Raw genomic sequence first — 21,895 nt, forward strand, 5'->3', positions numbered from 1 at the left:
GCGGGAGAAGCGCCCCTAATTGGCGAAGCGGCTCGGCCTCTCAGACCGGCGCCAGCGCTTTGGACAACAGCACTGTGGTAAAGCCGCTGTCCCAGCTTTCATCGGGATAGAAATCGATCTCGGCATAGCCCTGGCGCCGATAGAAAGCACGGCTCTGCTGGTTGAACGTATCCGTCTCGAGCCTCGCCTCGCGATGCCCGGCGCGGGCAATCTCGGCTTCTGCATGCGCGAGCAGCGCCCCGCCCAAGCCCATCCGCTGCCATGCCCGGCCGACATGCAGCGCCCAGATGAAATTGTTTTCCCAATCCACCATGGCGGCTGGCACACCGTCCACGCAGGCGACCCGGAACTCATGCAAACGTGCTGCGACGTAGCTGCGGGTTTTGCCTTGCTGTTCGAAGGCCGCTGCGGCAGCGGGAGTCAGCTGCGGTTTCCAGGTGCCGAGGTAGGTGTCGGTGAGGATAGCTTCCACGGCTTGCGCATCTGAGGGCAAGGCGGGGCGGATTTCGAATTGGCTGGCGACTGTATGCATGCCCGAGAGCATACCCGGGAGTGGGAATGAATCGGCAGTGCTGGGGGCTGGGGCGAAGCCAGTTGACGTGCCGCAGAGACTGGAAACGAAAAAGCCGCCCGGACAACGGGCGGCTTTGCAGGGCATTGCACAGTGTTCTGGCGGAGAGAGGGGGATTCGAACCCCCGATGGGCTATTAACCCATACACGCTTTCCAGGCGTGCGACTTAAACCACTCATCCATCTCTCCGGGAAGTCCGAGATTATAGCAGAGTTGCCCGGCGAATCCAGTGCTTCGTCGCCGGATCGGGCGCTACGTGCCACGGCACCGCCCTACCCCTTGCGCAGGTAGGTCACCAGCCTGTCAATCACCGGCGCGTTGCGCGGCGTCAGCAGGCTGACCACGATCGCCACCGCGAAGCCGGCCGGGACCCCGAAGGCGCCGGAGGCGATCGGATCGACGCCGAACCAGCGGTTGCCGAAGATGCCGGTCATGCGCGTGAAGAAGGGATAGTTGACGAAGATGTAGTACACCGCCACGCCGAGCCCGGCGACCATGCCGGCGACGGCGCCGGCGGCGGTGGTGCGGCGCCAGAAGATGCCGAGGATCAGGACCGGGAAGAAGCTGGAGGCGGCGAGCGAAAAGGCTGCGCCGACCAGGAACAGGATGTTGCCGGGCCGCAGCGATGTGACGTACGAGGCGAACAGCGCCACCGCCAGCAGCACGATCTTGGCGGTGGTGACGCGCCGCTGGTGGCTCGCCTGGCGGTCGACCATGTGATAGAAGACGTCGTGCGAAAGCGCGTTGGCGATGGTCAGCAGCAACCCGTCCGCGGTGGACAGCGCGGCGGCCAGCGCCCCGGCGGCGATCAGCCCGGAGATGACGTAGGGCAGTCCGGCGATTTCCGGCGCGGCCAGCACGATCATGTCGGGCTGCAGCAGGATCTCGGCCCATTGCACGATGCCGTCGCCGTTGACGTCGCGGATGCCGAACACCGGTGGATCGACCTTGCGCCATTGCACCACCCATTGCGGCAGTTCGGCGTACGAGGTGCCGACCAGGTGCTCGAAGAACTCGTATTTGACCAGCGCCGCCAGCGTGGGCGCCGAGACATAGAGCAAGGCGATGCAGAATACGGCCCAAGCCACGGAATTGCGCGTTTCCCTGACTGAAGGCGTGGTGTAGAGCCGCGTCAGGATGTGCGGCAGGCTGGCGGTGCCCACCATCAGGCAGAACACCAGCAGCACGAAATTGAGTCGCTTGGTCTTGCGCTCCTGCTCGGAGGCCGCGGGATAGGGTTCGGTGGACGACATCGAATGGCGGCTGCGGGCCAGCGCCTCTTCGCGCTGCTGGTGCCATTGCTGCTGCGCGGCTGCGGCGTCGCGCGGAAATTCCAGGCGTTCGCGCTCGAGCGCCTTGATCTCGCGCAGCGGCGCATTGCGGGTGCGCAGGTCCTGCAGGCGCGCGTCCAGCGCGTCGCGTTCCTGCGCGAAGGAAGCCGGCAAGCGGGCGATGCGCTCCTGCAGCAGGATGGCCTGCTGCCGGTAGTATTCGCGCACCGCCTGCTCGGCCGGCTCGCGCTCCAGTTGCTGTTCACGGGCATCCAGTTGCGTCAGCAGCGAGCCGTAGCTCAGCTGCGGCAGCGGTTCCTGGTGATGCTTCCACGCGATCATCGAGACCGTGACCAGGAACGCCACGATCATCATGATGTACTGCGCCACCTGCGTCCACGTGACCGCACGCATGCCGCCAAGGAAGGAGCAGACCAGGATGCCCGCCAGCCCGAAGAAGATGCCGACGGCAAACTCGACGCCGATGAAGCGCGTCACCACCAGCCCCACGCCCTGGATCTGCGCCACCAGGTAGACGAACGAGCAAAGCGAGGCGGCCAGCACCGCGATGGCGCGCACCGGCAGGTTGCCGCCGGGCTTGCCGTTGCCGTAGCGCGCCGCGAGGAAGTCGGGGATGGTGTAGCCGCCGTACTTGCGCAGGTATGGCGCGAGCAGGAAGGCCACCAGGCAGTAGCCGCCGGTCCACCCCATCACGTAGGCCAGCCCTTCGTAGCCGGAGGAAAACAGGATGCCGGCCAGGCCGATGAACGACGCCGCGCTCATCCAGTCGGCAGCAATCGCCATGCCGTTGAACAGCGCCGGCACGCGCCGCGAGGCGACGTAGTACTCGTTGAGGTCCGAGGTACGGCAGATCAGCCCGATGCAGGCATAGATCGCGATGGTGATGAACAGGAACACGTAGCCGAGCCACAGCGCATCGGCGTTGGAGCGTTCCAGCAACCCCATCATGCCCACGAAGCCGAACAGCCCCAGCGTGAACAGGCCGTAGTACAGCAGCAACCGTCGGCGAAAGCGCGCCTGGGCTTCGGGCATGAGGGGACAGTCCGTGATCGGTGGGAAGCTATCGTAACAAACCCGCCGGCGCGCGGGTGCGCGGCGGCGGGTTCAGGATTCGGCCAGGTCCGGCTTGCCGGGTTCTCGCCGGATTACTGCGTCTGCTTGAGCTGCTCGAGGATGGCAGGGTTCTCCAGCGTCGAGGTGTCTTGCGTAATCGCTTCGCCCTTGGCCAGCGAACGCAGCAGGCGGCGCATGATCTTGCCCGAGCGCGTCTTGGGCAGGTTGTCGCCAAAGCGGATGTCCTTCGGCTTGGCGATCGGGCCGATCTCCTTGCCGACCCAGTTGCGCAGCTCGGTGGCGATCTTCACGGCTTCGTCGCCAGTCGGACGCGAGCGCTTGAGAACGACGAAGGCGCAGATGGCCTCGCCGGTCATGTCGTCGGGGCGGCCTACCACCGCGGCCTCGGCCACCAGCGGGTTGGCCACCAGCGCCGACTCGATTTCCATCGTGCCCATGCGGTGGCCCGACACGTTCAGCACGTCGTCGATGCGGCCCATGATGGTGAAGTAGCCGGTGTCCTTGTCGCGGATCGAGCCATCGCCGGCGAGGTAGAGCTTGCCGCCGAGCTCCTCGGGGAAGTAGCTCTTCTTGAAGCGCTCAGGGTCGCCCCAGATGGTGCGGATCATCGCCGGCCACGGGCGCTTGACCACCAGGATGCCACCGCTGCCGTTGGGCACGTCCTGTCCGGTCTCGTCGACGATGGCCGCCATGATGCCGGGCAGCGGCAGCGTGCACGAACCCGGCACCAGCGGCGTCGCGCCCGGCAACGGCGTGATCATGTGGCCGCCGGTCTCGGTCTGCCAGAAGGTATCGACGATCGGGCAGCGCTCGTTGCCGATGTTCTTGTAGTACCACATCCACGCTTCCGGATTGATCGGCTCGCCGACCGTGCCGAGCAGGCGCAGGCTGGACAGGTCGTACTGCTTCGGATGGATCTTCTCGTCGGCCTCGGCGGCCTTGATCAGCGAGCGGATCGCGGTCGGCGCGGTGTAGAAGATGCTGACCTTGTGGCGCGCGATCATGTCCCAGAAGCGGCCGGCGTTCGGGTAGGTCGGCACGCCTTCGAACACCACCTGGGTAGCGCCGGCGGCCAGCGGACCGTAGGCAATATAGGTGTGGCCGGTGACCCAGCCGATATCGGCGGTACACCAGAACAGGTCGTCGGGCTTGATGTCGAAGGTCCATTTCATCGTCATCAGCGCCCACAGCAGGTAGCCGCCGGTGCTGTGCTGCACGCCCTTGGGCTTGCCGGTGGAGCCCGAGGTGTAGAGCACGAACAGCGGGTGCTCGGCGCTGACGGGCTCCGCTTCGCAGGTATCGGGCTGGTTGGCGCTGACGTCTTCCATCCAGCGGTCGCGGCCTTCGGTCCAGCCGACGTTGCCGCCGGTGCGGCGGTAGACGATCACGTGCTTGACCGCCTCGCAGCCGCCCAGCGCCAGCGCGTCGTCGGCGATGGCCTTCAGCGGCAAGGCCTTGCCGCCGCGCATCTGCTCGTCGGCGGTGATCAGCGCCACCGCGCCGACGTCGACCAGCCGCTCCTGCAGCGACTTGGCCGAGAAGCCGCCGAACACCACCGAGTGCGTCGCGCCCAGCCGCGCGCAGGCCTGCATCGCGACCACGCCCTCGACCGACATCGGCATGTAGATCACCACACGGTCGCCCTTCTTGATGCCAAGCGACTTCAGCCCGTTGGCGAAGCGGCACACCTTGCCGTGCAGTTCGCGGTAGGTGACACGGCTCACCGTGCCGTCGTCGGCCTCGAACACGATCGCGACCTTGTCGGCATTGCCATTCTGCAGGTTGCGGTCCAGGCAGTTGTACGAGGCGTTGAGCTCGCCGTCTTCGAACCACTTGTAGAACGGTGCGTTGCTCTCGTCCAGCACCTTGGTGAAGGGCTTGTTCCAGTGCAGCAATTCGCGGGCGTAACGGGCCCAGAAGCCCTCGTAGTCGCGTTCGGCCTCGTCGCACAGGGCCTGGTAGGCCTCCATGCTGGGGATGGCGGCCCGGCTGGCAAACGCCTCCGGCGGGTTGAACACGCGATGCTCCTGCATCACCGATTCGATGGCGGACATGGACTGGTCTCCTGATTTTGGACTGGCTTTGGCTGCCACGTTACGCCGGACGGCTTACTTAAACCTGACGATAAATCCCGGCACCGGCAAAACCGGACGCTGCAACTTGTTGCAATGCAGCGGGAATAATCGGGGCGCGCGCCGCGAAAGTGCAGCCTTCTCCATTAGGCTAGCACAGCTATAATGCCGCGAGCCTGATACCTGAACGCGACGCTTGCCCTTGCCGCACCGCCGTCGCGCCAACCAGCCCGGACACTTGCCAGTGCATCCCGCCGGCCTGCTGACGGGAACATCCGAGGCAAGTACCCGTGCCCGCCAACGCTCCTGTTTTCGCTCCCGTCTACGTGCTGTGCCTGATCGCCTCGATGGCGCTGGTCGGCAGCAACGTCGGCCTCGGCAAGTCGATCATCGCGCATGTGCCGGTGCTGCTGTTCGCGCTGCTGCGCTTTGTCATTGCCATCGTCTGCCTGGCACCCTGGTACCGGCCCGCGCGCATGCGCCGGGTTTCGCGCGGGGAATGGCTGAACCTGTTCCTGCAGGCGTTCTTCGGCACCTTCCTGTTTACGCTGCTGATGCTCAATGGCGTGCGCCTGACCAGCGCCATGGCCGCCGGCGTGATCACCAGCACCATCCCCGCCACCGTGGCGCTGCTGTCCTGGCTGCTGCTGCGCGAACGGCTGTCGCGGCGCACGGTCGTGTCGGTGCTGCTCGCGGTGGCCGGCCTTGCCGTGCTCAATATCGCCCGCGGCGATGACCACGGTGCCGGCGCAGGGAGCCGGGCATGGCTGGGCAACCTGATGATCATGGGCGCGGTGGTGTGCGAGTCGATCTACGTGATCCTGTCGCGCCGGCTCACGCAGACACTGGCCGCCATCGAGATCTGTGCCTACACGCACCTGATCGGCGGACTGCTGATGCTGCCGCTGGGGCTGGTCCCGCTGCTGAGCTTCGATGCCGCCGCGGTGCCGGCGCAGACCTGGCTGATGGTGCTGTGGTACGCGCTGTCGGCCAGCGTGTTCTCATTCTGGCTGTGGATGAAGGGCATCCGCCATGTGCCGGCGCAACTGGCCGGAGTCTTCACCTCGGTGCTGCCGGTGGCAGCGGCCACCTACGGCATCATCTTCCTGGGTGAACAGCCGGGCTGGCCGCACGGCGTGGCGCTGGCGTGCGTGCTGGCGGGGATCGTGCTGGCCAGCCGGCCGGGCCGGATGACGCGCGGCGCGTGGCGCGGCAAGGCGGCGGGCGCGGATCCGGGCGCCCGGGCCTGACTGCTGCGACGTCAACGGTTACCGCCGGTAACACAGCGTTGCCATGGTCGCTTGGTACAATCCACGCCGATTTTCAACTCGCCGACCCCGCCCCGCCATGGCTTCCAACCCGATTCCCACACCGCAGCCCCAAACCCTGCGGCCGATCCCGAGCATCATCTTCGCGTCGCGCTGGCTGCAACTGCCGCTGTACCTGGGCCTGATCGTGGCCCAGGGCGTCTACGTCTACCACTTCCTGATCGAAGTCTGGCATCTGCTTGCGCATGTGACCGAGTTTGACGAGAACAAGATCATGCTGGTGGTGCTGGGCCTGATCGACGTGGTGATGATCTCCAACCTGCTGATCATGGTGATCGTCGGCGGCTACGAAACCTTCGTCTCGCGGCTTGGCATCGACAACCATCCCGACGAGCCCGAATGGCTCGACCACGTCAACGCCGGCGTGCTGAAGGTCAAGCTGTCGATGGCACTGATCGGCATCTCGTCGATCCACCTGCTCAAGACCTTTATCGACGCCGAGCAACGCACCACACATACCATCATGTGGCAGGTGGCGATCCACCTCGCATTCCTGCTGTCGGCGGTGGCAATGGCATGGGTGGACCGCATGGTCACCCATCCCGCCGGCGCGCACGGCAAGCACTGAGCGCGCTTGCGTGGCCAGCCGGCCTGCTTTATTCCGACCGCGGCCATGTGCCGCGGTTTTTGCTTTTGGGCCGGCGCGACCACCGCCAGCGGCGCTTGCCGCACATTAGTGGCTGTGGACGGATGTATGCAGCCCGGCAGAGCGCCGCCGCACAGTGTATGATTTCGGGCTGTGTTTCACCGCTGCCCACCCCCACAAAATGACAGTCATCAAGCAAGAAGACCTCATCCAGAGCGTCGCCGACTCGCTGCAGTACATCAGCTACTACCATCCGATGGACTACATCACCAGCCTGGGCCGCGCCTATGAGCTGGAGCAGAGCCCGGCGGCCAAGGACGCGATCGCGCAGATCCTGACCAACAGCCGCATGTGCGCGGAAGGCAAGCGCCCGATCTGCCAGGACACCGGCATCGTCACGGTGTTCGTCAAGGTCGGCATGGATGTGCGGTGGGACGGCGCCACCATGGGCCTGACCGACATGATCAACGAGGGCGTGCGCCGCGGTTATACGCACCCGGACAACGTGCTGCGCGCGTCGATCGTCAGCCCGCCCGAAGGCGGCCGCAAGAACACCAAGGACAACACCCCGGCCGTGATCCACTATGAAGTGGTGCCGGGCAACACCGTCGACATCCAGGTCGCTGCCAAGGGCGGCGGTTCGGAGAACAAGTCCAAGTTCGTGATGCTGAACCCGTCGGACTCGATCGTCGACTGGGTGCTGAAGACCGTGCCGACCATGGGCGCCGGCTGGTGCCCGCCGGGCATGCTGGGCATCGGCATCGGCGGCACCGCCGAGAAGGCGATGGTGATGGCCAAGGAATCGCTGATGGAATCGATCGACATCCAGGACATCATCGCCCGCGGCCCGAAGGACTGGATCGAGGAACTGCGCGTCGAGCTGTACGAGAAGGTCAACGCGCTCGGCATCGGCGCCCAGGGCCTGGGCGGCCTGGCGACCGTGCTGGACGTCAAGATCATGGCCTGCCCGACGCACGCGGCGTCCAAGCCGGTGGCGATGATCCCGAACTGCGCCGCCACCCGCCACGTGCACTTCACGCTGGACGGCAGCGGCCCGGCCAAGCTGGAAGCGCCGGACCTGTCGCAATGGCCGAAGGTCGAGTGGGCGCCGAACACCGAAACCTCCAAGCGCGTCGACCTGAACACGCTGACGCCGGAAGAAGTCGCTTCGTGGAAGCCGGGCCAGACCCTGCTGCTCAATGGCAAGATGCTGACCGGCCGCGACGCCGCGCACAAGCGCATCGCCGACATGCTGGCCAAGGGCGAGAAGCTGCCGGTGGACTTCAAGAACCGCGTGATCTATTACGTCGGCCCGGTCGATCCGGTGCGCGACGAAGCCGTCGGCCCGGCCGGTCCCACCACTGCCACGCGCATGGACAAGTTCACCGAGATGATGCTGGCCGAAACCGGCCTGATCTCGATGATCGGCAAGGCCGAGCGCGGCCCGGTGGCGATCGAAGCGATCAAGAAGCACAAGTCGGCCTACCTGATGGCCGTCGGCGGCGCCGCCTACCTGGTGGCCAAGGCGATCAAGGAAGCCAGGGTGGTCGGCTTTGAAGACCTGGGCATGGAAGCGATCTACGAGTTCGACGTCAAGGACATGCCGGTCACGGTTGCCGTGGACAGCGAAGGCACCTCGGTGCACAAGACCGGCCCCGCCGAATGGCAGGCCAAGATCGGCAAGATTCCGGTGGCGGCGCTGTAACCGACCCAAGCAATACTCCCCTCTCCCGCTTGCGGGAGAGGGGTTGGGGGTGAGGGCCGGCGCTGGCAACGGCGACGGCCTTTACTTCGTAGTGGCTCCCGCCCTCACCCCCGGCCCCTCTCCCGCCAGGCGGGAGAGGGGAACCATCCCTCCTTCCCGTCCGCCTACGTGAACCCCGCACCCATCGGCGTCTTCGATTCCGGCCTCGGCGGCTTGTCGGTGCTGCGCGAGATCCGCGCCCTGCTGCCGCATGAGCCGCTGCTGTACCTCGCCGACTCGAAGTACGCGCCCTACGGCGAAAAACCCGAGCATTTTGTCGAAGCGCGCACGCTGCAGGCCTGCGAGTGGATGATCGGCCAGGGCTGCAAGGCGCTGGTGGTCGCCTGCAATACCGCCACCGGCCATGCCGTGGCCTTGCTGCGCGAGCGGCTGCCGGTGCCGATCATCGGCGTCGAACCTGGCCTGAAGCCCGCCGCCGCGGCCAGCCGCAGCAAGGTGGTCGGCGTATTGGCAACCGCCAATACCCTCAAGAGCGCGAAGTTCGCGCGGCTGCTGGCATCGCTGGACAGCGAAAGCCGCTTCCTGTGCCAGGCCGGGCTGGGACTGGTGACGCTGGTCGAACAAGGCGAGATCGACGGACCCACCGTGCGCGAGCGCCTGGAAGCCTATCTCGCGCCCATGCTGGAAGCCGGCGCCGATACCCTGGTGCTGGGCTGCACCCATTATCCCTTTCTGGCAGGCGCCATCCGCGCCATTGCCGGCAATCGGCTGGCGCTGGTCGATACCGGCAGCGCGGTCGCGCGCCAGCTCGCGCGCAAGCTCTCCGAGCATGCGCTGGCGGCCCCGCCCGGGACTGCGCGGCGCGATCGCTTTCTCTCCACCAAGGACGCCGCGCACCTGCGCGCGATGGTGGCGACGCTGCTGCAGGTGCAAGCCGACGCCGAAACCGTGGTGATCGAACCGGCGCCGGCGTTCTGACCGGCGCCTGCCGTCAGCGCAGGAAGCCCAGCGGCCGGTGCTCGCGCACCTCGGGCTTGATCGCATGCTCCTGGCGCAGTTGCGCCAGGAATTCATCCGGCGTCAGCGCCTCGCCCAGCAGCACGCACTGACGCTTGACCGTGGCAAAGTCGCCAGGCGTCAGGCAATCCATCGCGCCCAGGTCGCTGCGCATGGCGTCGGTCAGGCCGGCGGCATCGCCATCGAGCGCCTCGTCGACAAACATCGCCACGCGTTGCGCGGGCTTGAGCGCGAGGAAGCGGATCTTGAACGAGAAGCGGCGCAGCGCGGCCTCGTCGATGCGGTCGAACAGGTTGGTGGTGCAGATGAAGATGCCGTTGAAGCGCTCCATGCCCTGCAGCATCTCGTTGACCTCGGAGATCTCGTAGTTGCGCACCGCCTGCTGGCGGCTCTGCATGAAGCTGTCGGCCTCGTCCAGCAGTAGCACCGCCCCGTCCTCTTCCGCACGCGCAAACATCGCGGCGATCTGCTGCTCGGTCTCGCCCACGTACTTGCTCATCAGGTCCGAGGCGCGCCGGATCATCAGCGGCAGGTCCAGCTCGGCCGCGATATGCTCGGCCAGCGCGGTCTTGCCGGTGCCGGGCGGGCCATAGAAGCACAGCGTGCCGCGCTGGCGCACGCGCAGCGCGTCGACGATCTTGACCACCTCGTAGCGGGTCTCCAGGTGCAGGTTCTCCAGCCGGTAGTGCGTGACCACCGGGCGCGCCTCGGCCTCGGGGCGCAGGCCCATGGCGCGGTCGGCATGCTCGAGCTGGCGCAGGATCAGCGCCTCCACCGGCTCTTCCACGTTCGGCCGCGCCAGTTCGACAAAGCGCGCCGCCGATTGCACCTGCGCCGGGGTCAGCGTCTTGCGCCCGGCCAGGCCGGTGATAAAGGCATCGCTGACATCCAGCCCGCCCAAATGCTTGCGGATGATGTTCTCGCGCACCAGCGGCGGCGGGATCTTCAGCTCGAGGTGGAACTGGAAGCGGCGCAGGTACGCCGGGTCAATCTGCCGGATCGAATTGGAAATCCAGATCACCGGCACGGGATTCTGCTCGAGCGTCTGGTTGACCCAGGCCTTGCCATTGACTGACGCGCGCGTATCTTCCTGGCCGAACAGGCTCATCAGCTCGCGCCCCGTGCCGGGAAACACGTCTTCCACTTCGTCGAACAGCAGCGCGGTATGGGCGCGCCCGCGCAGGAACGCCTGCGACACCTGCAGCGAGCGGTAGCGGTCCTTGCCCGACAGGCTGTTGCCGTCGCGATCCAGGCAATCGACCTCATACAGCTCGCAGCCCGCCTCGCGCGCCAGCAGCCGGGCGAATTCGGTCTTGCCCGTGCCCGGCGGGCCGTAGATCAGCACATTGACACCGCTGGCGTGCTGGCGCGTGGCATTGGCCAGCAGCGCGCGCAGGTAGCGCGCGTCGGTCTCCACATGCGGATAGTCGGCGGTGGTCAGCGTGGGCGGCGCGGCCGGGCGGGTGAATACCGCCATCATCTCGGCCTCGTTGGCGTAGTTGCCGAGCAGCACGTGCAGCAGCCGGTCCGACAACCGCATCAGGTCGCCCAGGTCAGTCACGCTGTTTTCCGGCAGCGGCTGCTCGATCAGGTTCAGCGTCTCCAGCCGCGAGCCGGGCCGCAGCGACGCCGCCACGTCAGCCGCGCCGGCGCCTGTCAGGCCCGCCAGGATCTGGAACGCCTCCTGGCTGTGCGCTACCTTGCAGTCGACCATCACCGCGCGCAAGTCGCGCTTGTACTTGGCCAGCGCCGCATACAGCAGCAGCTTGCGCTCGTGGTCGGGCAGGTCCAGCACGTGGCTGAGCATGTCGATATTGCGCACCAGCAGCACACGCTCGCCCTCCAGCCGCTCGGCGATCGCCGCGGCCGACGCATCGAACACGGCGAACATGTCCTTGGCGTGGTGCTTGACGTACTCGTCGAGGTAATAGAACAGCGCGCTTTCATCGAAGGCGCTGTTCCACTGGCCGTGGCGGTCCAGGAATTCCTCCGGGGTCAAGCGCGAGGCGCCCTTCCAGGCCGGCATGTCGGCACAGCGCGCGGCCAGGAAGCGCTGCACGCGCAGCACCACGCCGTAGGGCCACACCATCTCCTGCGCGCTGACAGTCAGGACGTCGTTGATATTGCTGCGCAGGTTGAAGCGCGGTCCCAGCGCGCAGACCACGCGCAAGGCAAACTGGGCGCACATCCAGTCCAGCGCCGAACTCGACGATACGCCATGCATGGAGCGCAGAAGCGTCGATCGGTCATCTTCAGCAAAACGTGTGAAGTCCATGGACGAGTCCCCGAGCGGGCGATGCGCAATGGCGGGGCCGCGACAGGCGCACCGCCGCGTCTGCAGTGTCTTTCTATGCTAGCGCGCTTTCCCGCGCTACGCGCACGCCTGCGCGCAACCGGTGCCCGTAATGGTGACCTGGGGCACGGAAACGCGGTGCGCGGCGCCAGCGGGCATGCACGAACTCTTCTCGCTCCCGATGTAGGTCTGGACTTGCCGGTATAACGTGCCAGGGCAGAAAATTCCAGTTGCGACGCACAAATCACAACAAATAAGAATCATTATCGTTTATACTCAGCAGCTGACACGCTGCCCCAGAGTAGCGCTCCCACGGCAACCCTGTTGAAGGAGCGTTTATCATGGAATTGCTGCTTAGCCTGCTGGTCGGTTGCGGCATCTCGCTGATCCTGTTTTATCGCAAGTGACGGCGCACAGCCGCTGCGGTGCCGCCGCCGGCAGACTTTTGTTGTTGACACATGTTCGATCAACGCTTCTTCAAGATTACGCTTGCCGTACTGCTGTTCCACGTCGGCCTGCTTTACCTCATCCAGAGCGGCCTGGGCCGCAAGCTCACCGAGGCCGTGATCGCGCCGGAAATCGTCGCGCGCATCATCCCGCTGGAACTGCCCAGGCAGGAAGCCCCGCCCGAGCCGCCCAAACCCCAACCCAAGCAGGAAACCCCGCCGCCAAAGCAGGTCAAGGTGACTACGCCCAAGCCGACGCCGCCTCAGCCCAAGCCGGCGCCGCAGCCGGTGGCCGACCTGCCGCCGACGCCGTCCGCACCGGAAGCCCCGCCCGCCTCGCCAGCACCACCGGCACCGCCCGAGCCGGCGCCGGCACCGGTCTCCGCCGCGCCGCGCGCAGTCGGCATCGGCGAAATCCAGTGCACGCCGCCGCAACCGAAGTATCCTTCGCAGTCACGCCGCATGGGCGAGACCGGCAAGGCCGTGGTACGGCTGACCACCGACGAAAGCGGCAAGGTCGTGAAGACTGCAGTGGTCTCATCGAGCGGCTCGTCGCGGCTTGACCAGGCCGCGGTGGAAGCGGTGCAGGCGATGCGCTGCAAGCCTTACCTGGACAACGGCCGCGCCGTCGCCGTCACGGCGCAGCAGCCGATCGGCTTTGAACTGAATTGAGCGTCCCCGATTTCCGATCTCGGATCTGACCTAAACCAAGCGAACTCACAGGAACCAACACATGCAGGACCTCGGACTCACCCACCTCTGGTCGCAAGGCGACTTCGTCATGCGTGCGACCGCCATCATTCTGCTGATCATGTCGCTCGCCTCATGGATCGTGATCCTGACCAAGGCGTGGGATCTGGTGCGCCTGAAGAAGATGGCGCAAGGCGCGGAAAAGCGCTTCTGGCACTCGGACGATTTCGACCACGCGCTGGAAACCCTGGGCGCCGGCGAAGCCAACCCCTTCCGCACGCTCGCCATCGCCGGCAAGGAAGCCGCCCAGCACCATCGCGCCAGCCAGCCGCAACTGCACGACGTGATGGATATCTCCGACTGGCTGACCCGCTCGCTGAAGAGCTCCATCGATGAATCGGTGGCGCGCATGCAGTCGGGCCTGGCCGTGCTGGCGTCGGTGGGCTCGACCGCGCCGTTCGTCGGCCTGTTCGGCACCGTGTGGGGCATCTACCACGCGCTGATCGGCATCGGCGCTTCGGGCGTGCCGACCATCGACAAGGTTGCCGGCCCGGTGGGCGAGGCGCTGATCATGACCGCCTTCGGCTTGGCCGTGGCAATCCCCGCCGTGCTGGGCTATAACGCCCTCACCCGCGGCAACAAGTCGGTCATCTCGAAGCTCAACCGCTTTGCCCACGACCTGCACGCCTACTTCGTCACCGGCGCGCGCGTACGCCCCACCGGCGCCCGCGCCGAGGACGGCACCGTGCGCCTGGCCGCGGCACAGCGCTAAACCGCTAGCAAGGAAGTCATCATGGCATTCGGCACTATCGAAGGGGACGACGACGAGGTGATGAGCGAAATCAACATGACGCCGCTGGTCGACGTCATGCTGGTGCTGCTGATCATCTTCATCATCACCATCCCTGTGATCAACCATGCGGTAAAGATCGACCTGCCGCGCGCCACCAACACGCCGAACGAGCCTAAGCCGCAGAACATCAACGTGTCTATCGATGCAAGCGGCAAGGTCTTCTGGAACCAGGTGGAAGTGGACCAGGCCACGCTGGAAAGCAATATCGCGCTGGCCGCGCAGCAGCAGCCGCAGCCTGAGCTGCATCTGCGCGCGGACCGTGCGGTGCGCTACGAGCGCGTGGCCGAGGTCATGGCCGCCGCGCAGCATGGCGGCCTGGGCAAGATCGGTTTCATCACCGAACCCAAGCAGTAAGCCGGCGCCTGCGGGCGCCCTCGAACGACAAAGGGCACCTTCGGGTGCCCTTTTGTCATGGGCCGCCAGCTCGCACCCAGCTGCCCGCTCGCGCGGCGGCACCACCGTAGCCGTTACCTGAATCTTAGGAAGAGGCTATTGTAATGATAACGGTTCTCATTTAATATTCTTCCATTGACTGCCCCTGCGGTGGCACGGCCGCCCCGATTGCACTCCCCCTTACTCTCCTATCGCAGAACGGAGCCAGATGATGAGCACACTTTCCCTGCCGCTGTCGCAACCCCGTGAAGTTAGCCGCCGCCGGTTGTCGCTGCGCCGCGTCGACGTGGCCGCGCAGCCGCGCCGGGATGCCAGCGCAAAGGGCACCCCGTCGGCGATCGCCTCGGTCAAGTCCGCCGTGGCCGCCCTGCCCGCGCGCCTGGAAGCGCTGGTGCGCGACAGCCTGAGCTCGGCGCCCGCCGGCGAGCCGGTAGCGCTGGAAGCCATCATGCGCGGTGCCAACACGCTGCCGATCCTGCACAACGGCGAGGTCTACACGCTGCGCGTGACGCGCTACGGCAAGCTGATCCTGACGAAATGACGCGGCCCCGCGGCGATTCCTCAGGGAGGCAGCGCGGGAAAAGCGATATGAAACCCGGGCCAGGCGCGGACGCCACGAACGTGGCAGCAAAGACTTTTGTGGGGACCACCTCGGAACGAGGTGTTGGGCAGTAGCCAGGTATGCGTGCCGCAGGCGGGAGTCAGACCCCACGCCAGGCCGGCCGTACCCAGCCATGCCCTCTTTTATGCCGCCCCGCAGGCCATGCCTGCGCGGCCTTTTCATGCACCGGCGCCAGCGCCGGCGCGATCGCCTTACAGGCCCAGCGCGGCGATGCCGGCACGCGCGACCTGCGCGTCCTCGGTCGACTTCACGCCCGACACGCCGACGGCACCCACCACCTGCTCATTGCAGACGATGGGCACGCCGCCCTCCAGCATGCCGTGCAGCACGGGCGCCGTCATGAACGAGTAGCGACCGTTGTTGATCATGTCTTCGTAGACCTTCGACTCACGGCGGCCCAGCGCCGAGGTACGCGCCTTTTCGCCGGCGATATAGGCCGAGATCGGCGCGGCGCCGTCCAGGCGCTGCATGCCCAGCATATGGCCGCCGTCATCGACCACGACGATGGACACGGCCCAGTGATGGTTCTTTGCTTCGGTTTCCGCTGCGGCCATGATCTTCTTCACGTCGTCTGCCGTCAGAACCGTCTTTTGCTGCATGCCACTCTCCTGGTCATTGATTTGGATTGAGGCCGAAGTATAGCGCCGCACCTGCGCCATCGTCATGGCAAGCGGGCCGCCATGACCTGCCGCCGGACTCACCACGGCAAAATGGCCCGCGAGCGGGCCATTGGTCATGCGACGGCTGCAGCGGTGCGCTCAGGCGCCGTCGGTAAACGTATCGGGCTTGCCGAGCTTGGCGCCGTCGGTGTACGGGTCAGCCTTGCCGACACGTGCGCCGTCCGTGAACGGATCCGGCTTGCCAACCTTCGCGCCGTCGGTGTACGGGTCGACTGCGCCGATCTTGGCGCCGTCGAGATACGGGTCGACCTTGCCCGCAGCGGCGAACGAGGCGGTGGAGGCAGTGCCCAGGACCGCCAGGGCGGCGGCGGCAATCACGGCTTGTTTGATCTTCATAAGATTCCCCTTGCTTCTTGGTTGGTCAAGGCACCGCCGGCCAGGACAACAGGCGTCATAGCGATGTCACACCATTAGTTTAGGGAAAACCCTTATCCCGGTGCAGGTGACGCTTTGAGCAGTCTGTTCAAATATTTTGACGTCGATCAAGAACCGCTGCTATGTCTGGAACCTGTCGCCCAGCGTTATGTCGTAGTGCAGCGCCAAATAGCAAAGGGCCCGGAACCGGGCCCTTTGCTTCAGGAAAAACTGTGGTCGAAGACCGCGCCTAGTCGCGCCACCGGCCATGTCCGTGACCATGGCCACGGTGATAGCCCGGCGGGCCGTAGTAACCGCGGGGGCCGCCGTAATAGCGCGGCGGGCCATAGTAGCCAGGCCCGTAGTAGACCGGCCGCGGTCGAACCACCACCGGCGGCGGCCCGTAGTAGACCGGCGCTGGCGCCACCACCACCGGCGGCGGACCATAGTAAGCCGGAGCGGGCGGATAATACGCCGGCGCACCAATCACCACGCCCGGAACGCCGACGGCCACGCCGACGCTCACATGGGCCATGGCTGCGCCAGACGCCAACCCGGCGGCAATACCGAATGCTGCAAGCCACCAACGTTTCATATCCGCCTCTCAAAGTGGGAATTCTCTTAACTGGTATTGTAGGGGTTCGGAAATTTCCAGGTGCAACGGCGCACACGACATTGTTACCAGCCGTAACAGTGTCGTCACTTTTCCGTCTGAGGCGGCGGGGCGACGACTGGTTAGTGGTCTGCCCGTCGGCGCACTTGCGTCCGGGATGCCAAGCCACCACAATACCGGGCTTGCCGTGCGGCCGTGGAGAAATTGGTAGACTCAGCAGACTTAAAATCTGCCGCCTTTCCAGGCTTACGGGTTCGAGTCCCGTCGGCCGCACCAGCAAGAGTTGCCAGGCCAGTTGCCGGCCGTTGCTGCCTCAAAGCAAAAAGAGGGAGCCATCGCCCCCTCTTCCGCTTACGTCAGGACCGCGCCCGTCACGCCATCGCGTAGCACATCAGCGCCCCTACCCCCATCAGGAACACAAACAACACCCCTGCCAGCGCCAGCGGCTTGCGGCCGGCGCGCACCAGGTCGCCGATGCGGGTGTGCAGGCCGATCGCCAGCATGGCGCAGGCCAGCAGCCAGTTGTCGAGCGCGATCAGCGGGCCCTTCCAGGCGGTAGGCACGGCGCCGGCGGAATTGACTGCCATCACCGCGACAAAGCCCACGGCGAACCACGGTACCGACTTCATGATGCCGCGCAGGCGGCCGGCACCGGCGCCGTCTTGTGCCGACTGCGATCCGCCCTGCGGCCACAGCGCCATCAGCAGCAGCAGCGGGCCCAGCGCCAGCACGCGCACCATCTTGGCCACCACGGCGGCGTCGGCGGTCGGCTCGCTGATCATCTTGCCGGCGGCGATCACTTGGGCCACCTCGTGCAGCGTGGCCCCGGTGAAGATGCCGAACATGCGCTCGCTGACAGCCCAGTGCCAGTGGCCCGTGGCCAGTTCGTACAAGTAGGGATAGAGCAGCATGCCGACGGTGCCGAACAGCACCACCGTCGCCACCGCCACGGCGGTCTGCTTGTCATCGGTCCGCACCACTGACGACACGGCAATGGCCGCGGCCGCGCCGCAGATGGCGCTGCCGGAACTGACCAGGATGGCCTCGCGACGGCTCAGGCCGAAGAATGCCGTGCCCACCCAGGTGCCGAACAGCAGCGTGGCGACCAGCATGGTCAGCGGCACCGCGATACCCGGCAGGCCCAGCGCGACGATCGAGGCGAAGGTCAGGCGCAGCCCGTACAGCGCCACGCCCAGCCGCAGCAGGTAGTGCCGCGCGACTTGCATGCCGGGCGCCAGCGGCGCCAGCCACTGGCGCGGCAGCGTATTGGCCGCGACCATGCCGGCGCACATGGCCAGCGTCAGCGCGCTCAGCCCGTAGCGCGATACCGCCGGGTGCTCGGCCAGCGCAATCGCCAGCCAGGCGATGCCGCCAAGCGGGAGCAGTGTCAGCAGCCGCTGTGACCAGGGGGGCGGTAAGGCCGGCGCGGCGGCCGGAGTGGTGCGGGGGCTGGAGACGGAAGACATGGCGGGCTCAGGTGATGTGCTTTAGTGACTCCAGCGTAATGGCGCGCACCTAACCCGTAAAACGGGTAATATCGTTATGCGTTATTGATATTTTCGATATGGACCTGCATCCCACCCCACCTGCGGCATCCCGGCCCGAGCAACGCCCGCTGCGACTGACGCTGCGCCAGCTGTCGGTCTTCGTCGCGGTAGCCCAGCATGGCAGCACCATGGCGGCGGCGCAGGCGCTGGCGATGTCGCAGTCCGCGGTCAGTGCCTCGCTGGCTGAGCTGGAGCGCGCGCTGGACAGCCCGCTGTTCGACCGCATCGCCCGCCGCCTCAGCATCAATGAAACCGGTCGGCAGTTTTTCCCGCGCGCGCTGTCGTTGCTGGACCAGGCCCAGGAACTGGAACGTTTTGCCGGCCAGACCGGGGTCCAGCTGCGCATCGCCGCCAGCAACACCATCGGCAGCTATATGCTGCCGCCGCTGCTGGCGGGCTTCCGCCATTCGCGCAGCGGTCCATGCACGCTGGACCTGCGCATCGGCAATACCCGTGAAGTGCTGCAGTCGCTGCTTCAGTTCGAAGCCGATATCGGCCTGGTCGAAGGCGCCAGCCATGAACGCGACCTGCGCAGCGTGCGCTGGTGCGACGACGAGATGGTGGTGATCGTCGGCCCGTCCCATCCGCTTGCCGCCGCCCCGCATGACATGGTGGCACTGCGCGATGCCGAATGGATCGTGCGCGAGCCCGGCTCGGGCACGCGCGAAGTCATCGAGGAGCGGCTGGTGCCGCTGCTGGGCGAATTGCGCTTCGCGCTGGAACTGGGCAATGCCGAGGCCATCAAGCGCGCAGTGATGAGCGGCTTTGGCGTAAGCTGCCTGTCGCTGCACGTGGTGCGCGACGAGCTGGAGCGCGGCACGCTGGTGGCGCTCCGCGAGGGCCTGCCGCACATCGTGCGCCCCTTGCAGTTGGTCGTGCACCAGGACAAGTTCCCGACCCAGGGGCTGCTGGCGTTCACCGAATACCTGCGCACCATGGCGCCGCGCATCGGCGCCTGAACCGGGCGGCGCCGGGCCCCGGCCGCTCAGGCCGGCTGCGGGTCCGCGCCACGGCCGCGGCGCGCCGTGTACAGGTCCAGCATGTGGAACAGCACGGGATTGAGCATAATCGACAGCAGCGCGCCGGCCAGGATCAGCGCCTGGCCGCGCTCCGGCAGGATCTTCAGGTAGACGCCCAGGCTGGCGAGGATGAACGAGAATTCGCCGATCTGCGCCAGGCTGACGGCAATGGTCATGCCGGTCTGCCCCGCATGCCCGAAGGCGCGCACGATGCCCAGCGCCGCCAGCGACTTGCCGACCACGATGATAAACACCGTCGCCAGCACGCCCCACGGGTCATTCACCAGCACCATCGGGTCGAACAGCATGCCCACGGACACGAAGAACAGCACGGCGAACGCGTCGCGCAGCGGCAGCGATTCCTCGGCCGCGCGGTGGCTGAACTCGGATTCCGCCAGCACCATGCCGGCAAAGAACGCGCCGAGCGCGAACGACACCCCGAACAGCGCATAGGCGCCATAGGCCACGCCCAGCGCCGTCGCCAGCACGCCCAGGCGGAACATCTCGCGGTTGCCGGTCCAGACGATGCGTTCGAGCATCCAGGGGATAAAGCGGCGGCCGATCACCAGCATCACCGCGACGAAGGCCGCCACCTTTCCGAGCGTGGCGAAGACTGCCAGCATCACCTCGCCAGTGCCTGGACCGGCATCGCTTGCCGTCTCGCCCGCGCCGGCCAGCAGTCCCGCCATCGCCGGCAGCAGCACCAGCGCCAGCACCATTGCCAGGTCTTCCACGATCAGCCAGCCGACGGCGATGCGTCCCTGCGGCGATTCCACCAGGTTGCGCTCCTGCAGGGCCTTGAGCAGCACCACGGTGCTGGCCACCGATAGCGCCAGCCCGTACACCAGCCCCTGCCCCCACGACCAGCCGAAGCCCCAGGCCACCAGCATGCCCATCAACGTGGCAATGCCGATCTGCACCACCGCGCCCGGAATGGCGATGCGCTTGACCGCCATCAGGTCCTTGATCGAGAAATGCAGGCCCACGCCAAACATCAGCAGGATCACGCCAAGCTCGGCCAGTTCCGGCGCCAGCGCCTGGTCGGCGGTGTAGCCGGGGGTATGCGGCCCCACCACGATGCCCGCGCACAGGTAGCCGATCAACGGCGGCAGGCGCAGCCGGCTGGCGACCGCGCCAAGGATAAAGGCCAGGACGATACCGCCGACGATGGTACTGATAAGCGGGGTGGCGTGATGCATGCGTGCGGGATTCCTCGTGTCAGGGGCTGAACGGCTAACCCGCTCCCTTGCCCTGGCAAGTGGCACAGCGCATCCGGCGCGCACCAGCGGTCAGCGCGGGACAGTCGCCGCGGCCATCGGCAGCCGCATCGGAACGGGGAAGGGAAATGCCGCAGCGGCCCCGGACACGCCGGCGGCGCGTCACGGATCGGGGATGGCGATTGACATGCTGCCCCGCGATCCAAGCCGCGGAGCCCCCCGAAAAGCGTACGACAGGAGTAATGTAACATGCCCGCCACCTGTGGGCGGCGCAGCCCGCGCGGGAAAACAAAAACGGCGCCATAAGGCGCCGTTCTGCTTGCAACTGGAGGCGGAGGTCGGAATCGAACCGGCGTACACGGCTTTGCAGGCCGCTGCATAACCACTCTGCCACCCCGCCAGGTGACGTGCTGCTGGATTGTATCCGCATTCAGCCTAAGCTGCCGCAGCGCTTCGGTACGGCAAGGTGCTGCGCGGATTCAACCCAAACAAAAAGGGAAGCGCTGCTTCCCTTTGGGGATTGGAGCGGGAGACGAGTCTCGAACTCGCGACCTCAACCTTGGCAAGGTTGCGCTCTACCAACTGAGCTACTCCCGCATACAACTCTGACTGCCAGCCCCGCACCGCGAAGATCACGCTGCCGGGCCTTATTTGACCTGGAGCGGGAGACGAGTCTCGAACTCGCGACCTCAACCTTGGCAAGGTTGCGCTCTACCAACTGAGCTACTCCCGCAGGGCACCACTGAAATCAAAACAAGGTGTTTTATGCTGCAAAACGCTGATATCTCACAACATCTTGCGCTAAACCCACCTTATCTCGCTGCTTTCGTTTGTGTCGTCAGCAACGAGAATGAGATTATGCAAAGAACTGCCCTCGCCGTCAACCTCTTTTTCCGATTTCTTTTCATTTTGGCGCGCCTGCCCGCGCCACCACGCCGCTGCGTTCGCGGATCTGCGGCCACGCCAGCTTCATGTAGTAGATCATCGACCAGAGCGTCAGCACCGCCGCCAGGTAGATCATCCAGGTGCCGAGCCGATGGGCATCGAAGCCGAACAGCGGGTCGCTGAACAGCAGCAGCGGAATCGCAATCATCTGCACGGTGGTCTTGAGCTTGCCGAGGAAATTCACGGCGACGCTCTTGGAGGCGCCGATCTGCGCCATCCATTCGCGCAGCGCCGAGATGGTGATTTCCCGCCCGATAATGACCAGCGCGATCAGGTCGGTGACCCGGCCCAGCGCCAGCAGCGACAGCAGCGCCGCGGTCACCATCAGCTTGTCGGCCACCGGATCCAGGAACGCGCCGAACGACGAGGTCTGGTTCCAGCGCCGCGCGAGGAAGCCGTCGAGCCAGTCAGTCACCGCGGCGATGATGAAGAACGCCGCCGCGGTCAGGTTCTTGGTGTGCATCGGCAGCCAGGCATCGGGCAGGTAGAAGACCCCTACCACCAGTGGAATCATGGCAACGCGAAGCCAGGTCAGCAGGATCGGGATATTGAAGGGCATGGAACTCGGACGGCGGGG

Annotated in this window: 19 protein-coding genes and 5 tRNA genes; 10 read left to right on the top strand and 14 right to left on the bottom strand. The window is 66.0% G+C overall.

Features of this window, described 5'->3' with window-relative positions; translation table 11 throughout:
- Nucleotides 1-40: 40 nt before the first annotated feature.
- From ACOCMH_RS27290 to acs, 4 genes are all read right to left on the bottom strand, one after another.
- Entirely contained in the window at nucleotides 41-532 is a 492-nt protein-coding gene (locus ACOCMH_RS27290) for an N-acetyltransferase family protein (protein ID WP_427310294.1), read from the bottom strand.
- A 138-nt stretch (nucleotides 533-670) separates the two neighbouring features.
- Nucleotides 671-761, bottom strand: a tRNA-Ser gene (locus tag ACOCMH_RS27295).
- Nucleotides 762-844: 83 nt separating this feature from the next.
- Complete coding sequence (locus ACOCMH_RS27300) at nucleotides 845-2,896, bottom strand: VC_2705 family sodium/solute symporter (RefSeq protein WP_427310295.1); 2,052 nt, start codon at nucleotides 2,894-2,896, stop codon at nucleotides 845-847.
- Between the two features lie 113 nt (nucleotides 2,897-3,009).
- Entirely contained in the window at nucleotides 3,010-4,992 is a 1,983-nt protein-coding gene (acs, locus tag ACOCMH_RS27305) for an acetate--CoA ligase (RefSeq protein WP_427310297.1), read from the bottom strand.
- 308 nt (nucleotides 4,993-5,300) lie between these two features.
- Here acs and ACOCMH_RS27310 point away from each other — a divergent pair, with 308 nt between their 5' ends.
- The 4 genes from ACOCMH_RS27310 to murI all read left to right on the top strand — a co-directional run bounded on the left by ACOCMH_RS27310 (nucleotide 5,301) and on the right by murI (nucleotide 9,607).
- Nucleotides 5,301-6,260, top strand: a complete 960-nt coding sequence (locus ACOCMH_RS27310) for a DMT family transporter (protein WP_427310299.1) — start codon at nucleotides 5,301-5,303, stop codon at nucleotides 6,258-6,260.
- A gap of 97 nt (nucleotides 6,261-6,357) precedes the next feature.
- On the top strand, nucleotides 6,358-6,906 hold the full coding sequence (locus ACOCMH_RS27315) for a TIGR00645 family protein (protein ID WP_171517746.1): 549 nt from the start codon (nucleotides 6,358-6,360) through the stop codon (nucleotides 6,904-6,906).
- 199 nt (nucleotides 6,907-7,105) lie between these two features.
- Nucleotides 7,106-8,629 (top strand): fumarate hydratase, encoded by a 1,524-nt coding sequence (locus ACOCMH_RS27320; protein WP_427310301.1) that lies wholly within the window; start codon nucleotides 7,106-7,108, stop codon nucleotides 8,627-8,629.
- Between the two features lie 168 nt (nucleotides 8,630-8,797).
- On the top strand, nucleotides 8,798-9,607 hold the full coding sequence (murI, locus tag ACOCMH_RS27325) for a glutamate racemase (RefSeq protein ID WP_427310302.1): 810 nt from the start codon (nucleotides 8,798-8,800) through the stop codon (nucleotides 9,605-9,607).
- A 13-nt stretch (nucleotides 9,608-9,620) separates the two neighbouring features.
- Here the strand turns inward: murI and ACOCMH_RS27330 are convergent, their stop codons facing one another.
- A complete protein-coding gene (locus ACOCMH_RS27330; RefSeq protein WP_427310304.1) occupies nucleotides 9,621-11,921 on the bottom strand; it encodes an AAA family ATPase in 2,301 nt (766 codons plus the stop codon).
- A gap of 476 nt (nucleotides 11,922-12,397) precedes the next feature.
- On the opposite strand from ACOCMH_RS27330, the gene ACOCMH_RS27335 reads away from it, so the two are divergent.
- The 4 genes from ACOCMH_RS27335 to ACOCMH_RS27350 all read left to right on the top strand — a co-directional run bounded on the left by ACOCMH_RS27335 (nucleotide 12,398) and on the right by ACOCMH_RS27350 (nucleotide 14,862).
- The gene (locus tag ACOCMH_RS27335; protein WP_427310306.1) at nucleotides 12,398-13,057 is read left to right on the top strand and encodes an energy transducer TonB; all 660 of its coding nucleotides are present in this window, start codon (nucleotides 12,398-12,400) and stop codon (nucleotides 13,055-13,057) included.
- A 61-nt stretch (nucleotides 13,058-13,118) separates the two neighbouring features.
- Complete coding sequence (locus tag ACOCMH_RS27340) at nucleotides 13,119-13,847, top strand: MotA/TolQ/ExbB proton channel family protein (RefSeq protein WP_427310307.1); 729 nt, start codon at nucleotides 13,119-13,121, stop codon at nucleotides 13,845-13,847.
- A 21-nt stretch (nucleotides 13,848-13,868) separates the two neighbouring features.
- Entirely contained in the window at nucleotides 13,869-14,282 is a 414-nt protein-coding gene (locus tag ACOCMH_RS27345) for an ExbD/TolR family protein (protein WP_427310309.1), read from the top strand.
- Nucleotides 14,283-14,532: 250 nt separating this feature from the next.
- Entirely contained in the window at nucleotides 14,533-14,862 is a 330-nt protein-coding gene (locus ACOCMH_RS27350; protein WP_427310313.1) for a hemin uptake protein HemP, read from the top strand.
- Between the two features lie 272 nt (nucleotides 14,863-15,134).
- On the opposite strand, the gene ACOCMH_RS27355 is transcribed toward ACOCMH_RS27350, so the two are convergent.
- The 3 genes from ACOCMH_RS27355 to ACOCMH_RS27365 all read right to left on the bottom strand — a co-directional run bounded on the left by ACOCMH_RS27355 (nucleotide 15,135) and on the right by ACOCMH_RS27365 (nucleotide 16,572).
- Complete coding sequence (locus tag ACOCMH_RS27355; RefSeq protein WP_171517754.1) at nucleotides 15,135-15,542, bottom strand: heme-binding protein; 408 nt, start codon at nucleotides 15,540-15,542, stop codon at nucleotides 15,135-15,137.
- 159 nt (nucleotides 15,543-15,701) lie between these two features.
- Nucleotides 15,702-15,959 (bottom strand): hypothetical protein, encoded by a 258-nt coding sequence (locus ACOCMH_RS27360; RefSeq protein ID WP_427310315.1) that lies wholly within the window; start codon nucleotides 15,957-15,959, stop codon nucleotides 15,702-15,704.
- Between the two features lie 268 nt (nucleotides 15,960-16,227).
- Nucleotides 16,228-16,572, bottom strand: coding sequence for a hypothetical protein (locus ACOCMH_RS27365; RefSeq protein ID WP_171517756.1), 345 nt, complete (start codon nucleotides 16,570-16,572; stop codon nucleotides 16,228-16,230).
- A gap of 207 nt (nucleotides 16,573-16,779) precedes the next feature.
- Here ACOCMH_RS27365 and ACOCMH_RS27370 point away from each other — a divergent pair.
- Nucleotides 16,780-16,866, top strand: a tRNA-Leu gene (locus ACOCMH_RS27370).
- A gap of 95 nt (nucleotides 16,867-16,961) precedes the next feature.
- Here the strand turns inward: ACOCMH_RS27370 and ACOCMH_RS27375 are convergent.
- Entirely contained in the window at nucleotides 16,962-18,056 is a 1,095-nt protein-coding gene (locus ACOCMH_RS27375; RefSeq protein ID WP_427310317.1) for a YeiH family protein, read from the bottom strand.
- Nucleotides 18,057-18,154: 98 nt separating this feature from the next.
- On the opposite strand from ACOCMH_RS27375, the gene ACOCMH_RS27380 reads away from it, so the two are divergent.
- Nucleotides 18,155-19,096: a LysR family transcriptional regulator gene (locus ACOCMH_RS27380; RefSeq protein ID WP_427310319.1), complete on the top strand. Its 942-nt coding sequence runs from the start codon at nucleotides 18,155-18,157 to the stop codon at nucleotides 19,094-19,096.
- Nucleotides 19,097-19,122: 26 nt separating this feature from the next.
- Here the strand turns inward: ACOCMH_RS27380 and ACOCMH_RS27385 are convergent, their stop codons facing one another.
- From ACOCMH_RS27385 to pgsA, 5 genes are all read right to left on the bottom strand, one after another.
- Nucleotides 19,123-20,355, bottom strand: coding sequence for a cation:proton antiporter (locus ACOCMH_RS27385; protein WP_427310321.1), 1,233 nt, complete (start codon nucleotides 20,353-20,355; stop codon nucleotides 19,123-19,125).
- A 344-nt stretch (nucleotides 20,356-20,699) separates the two neighbouring features.
- A tRNA-Cys gene (locus ACOCMH_RS27390) sits at nucleotides 20,700-20,773 on the bottom strand.
- Between the two features lie 121 nt (nucleotides 20,774-20,894).
- Nucleotides 20,895-20,970, bottom strand: a tRNA-Gly gene (locus ACOCMH_RS27395).
- Between the two features lie 60 nt (nucleotides 20,971-21,030).
- Nucleotides 21,031-21,106: transfer RNA gene (locus ACOCMH_RS27400), tRNA-Gly, on the bottom strand.
- A 171-nt stretch (nucleotides 21,107-21,277) separates the two neighbouring features.
- Complete coding sequence (gene pgsA / locus ACOCMH_RS27405) at nucleotides 21,278-21,877, bottom strand: CDP-diacylglycerol--glycerol-3-phosphate 3-phosphatidyltransferase (protein WP_427310323.1); 600 nt, start codon at nucleotides 21,875-21,877, stop codon at nucleotides 21,278-21,280.
- Between the last annotated feature and the right edge of the window lie 18 nt (nucleotides 21,878-21,895).

Source organism: Cupriavidus sp. H39 (assembly GCF_050271075.1).
GTDB classification, from domain to species: Bacteria; Pseudomonadota; Gammaproteobacteria; order Burkholderiales; family Burkholderiaceae; genus Cupriavidus; species Cupriavidus necator_B.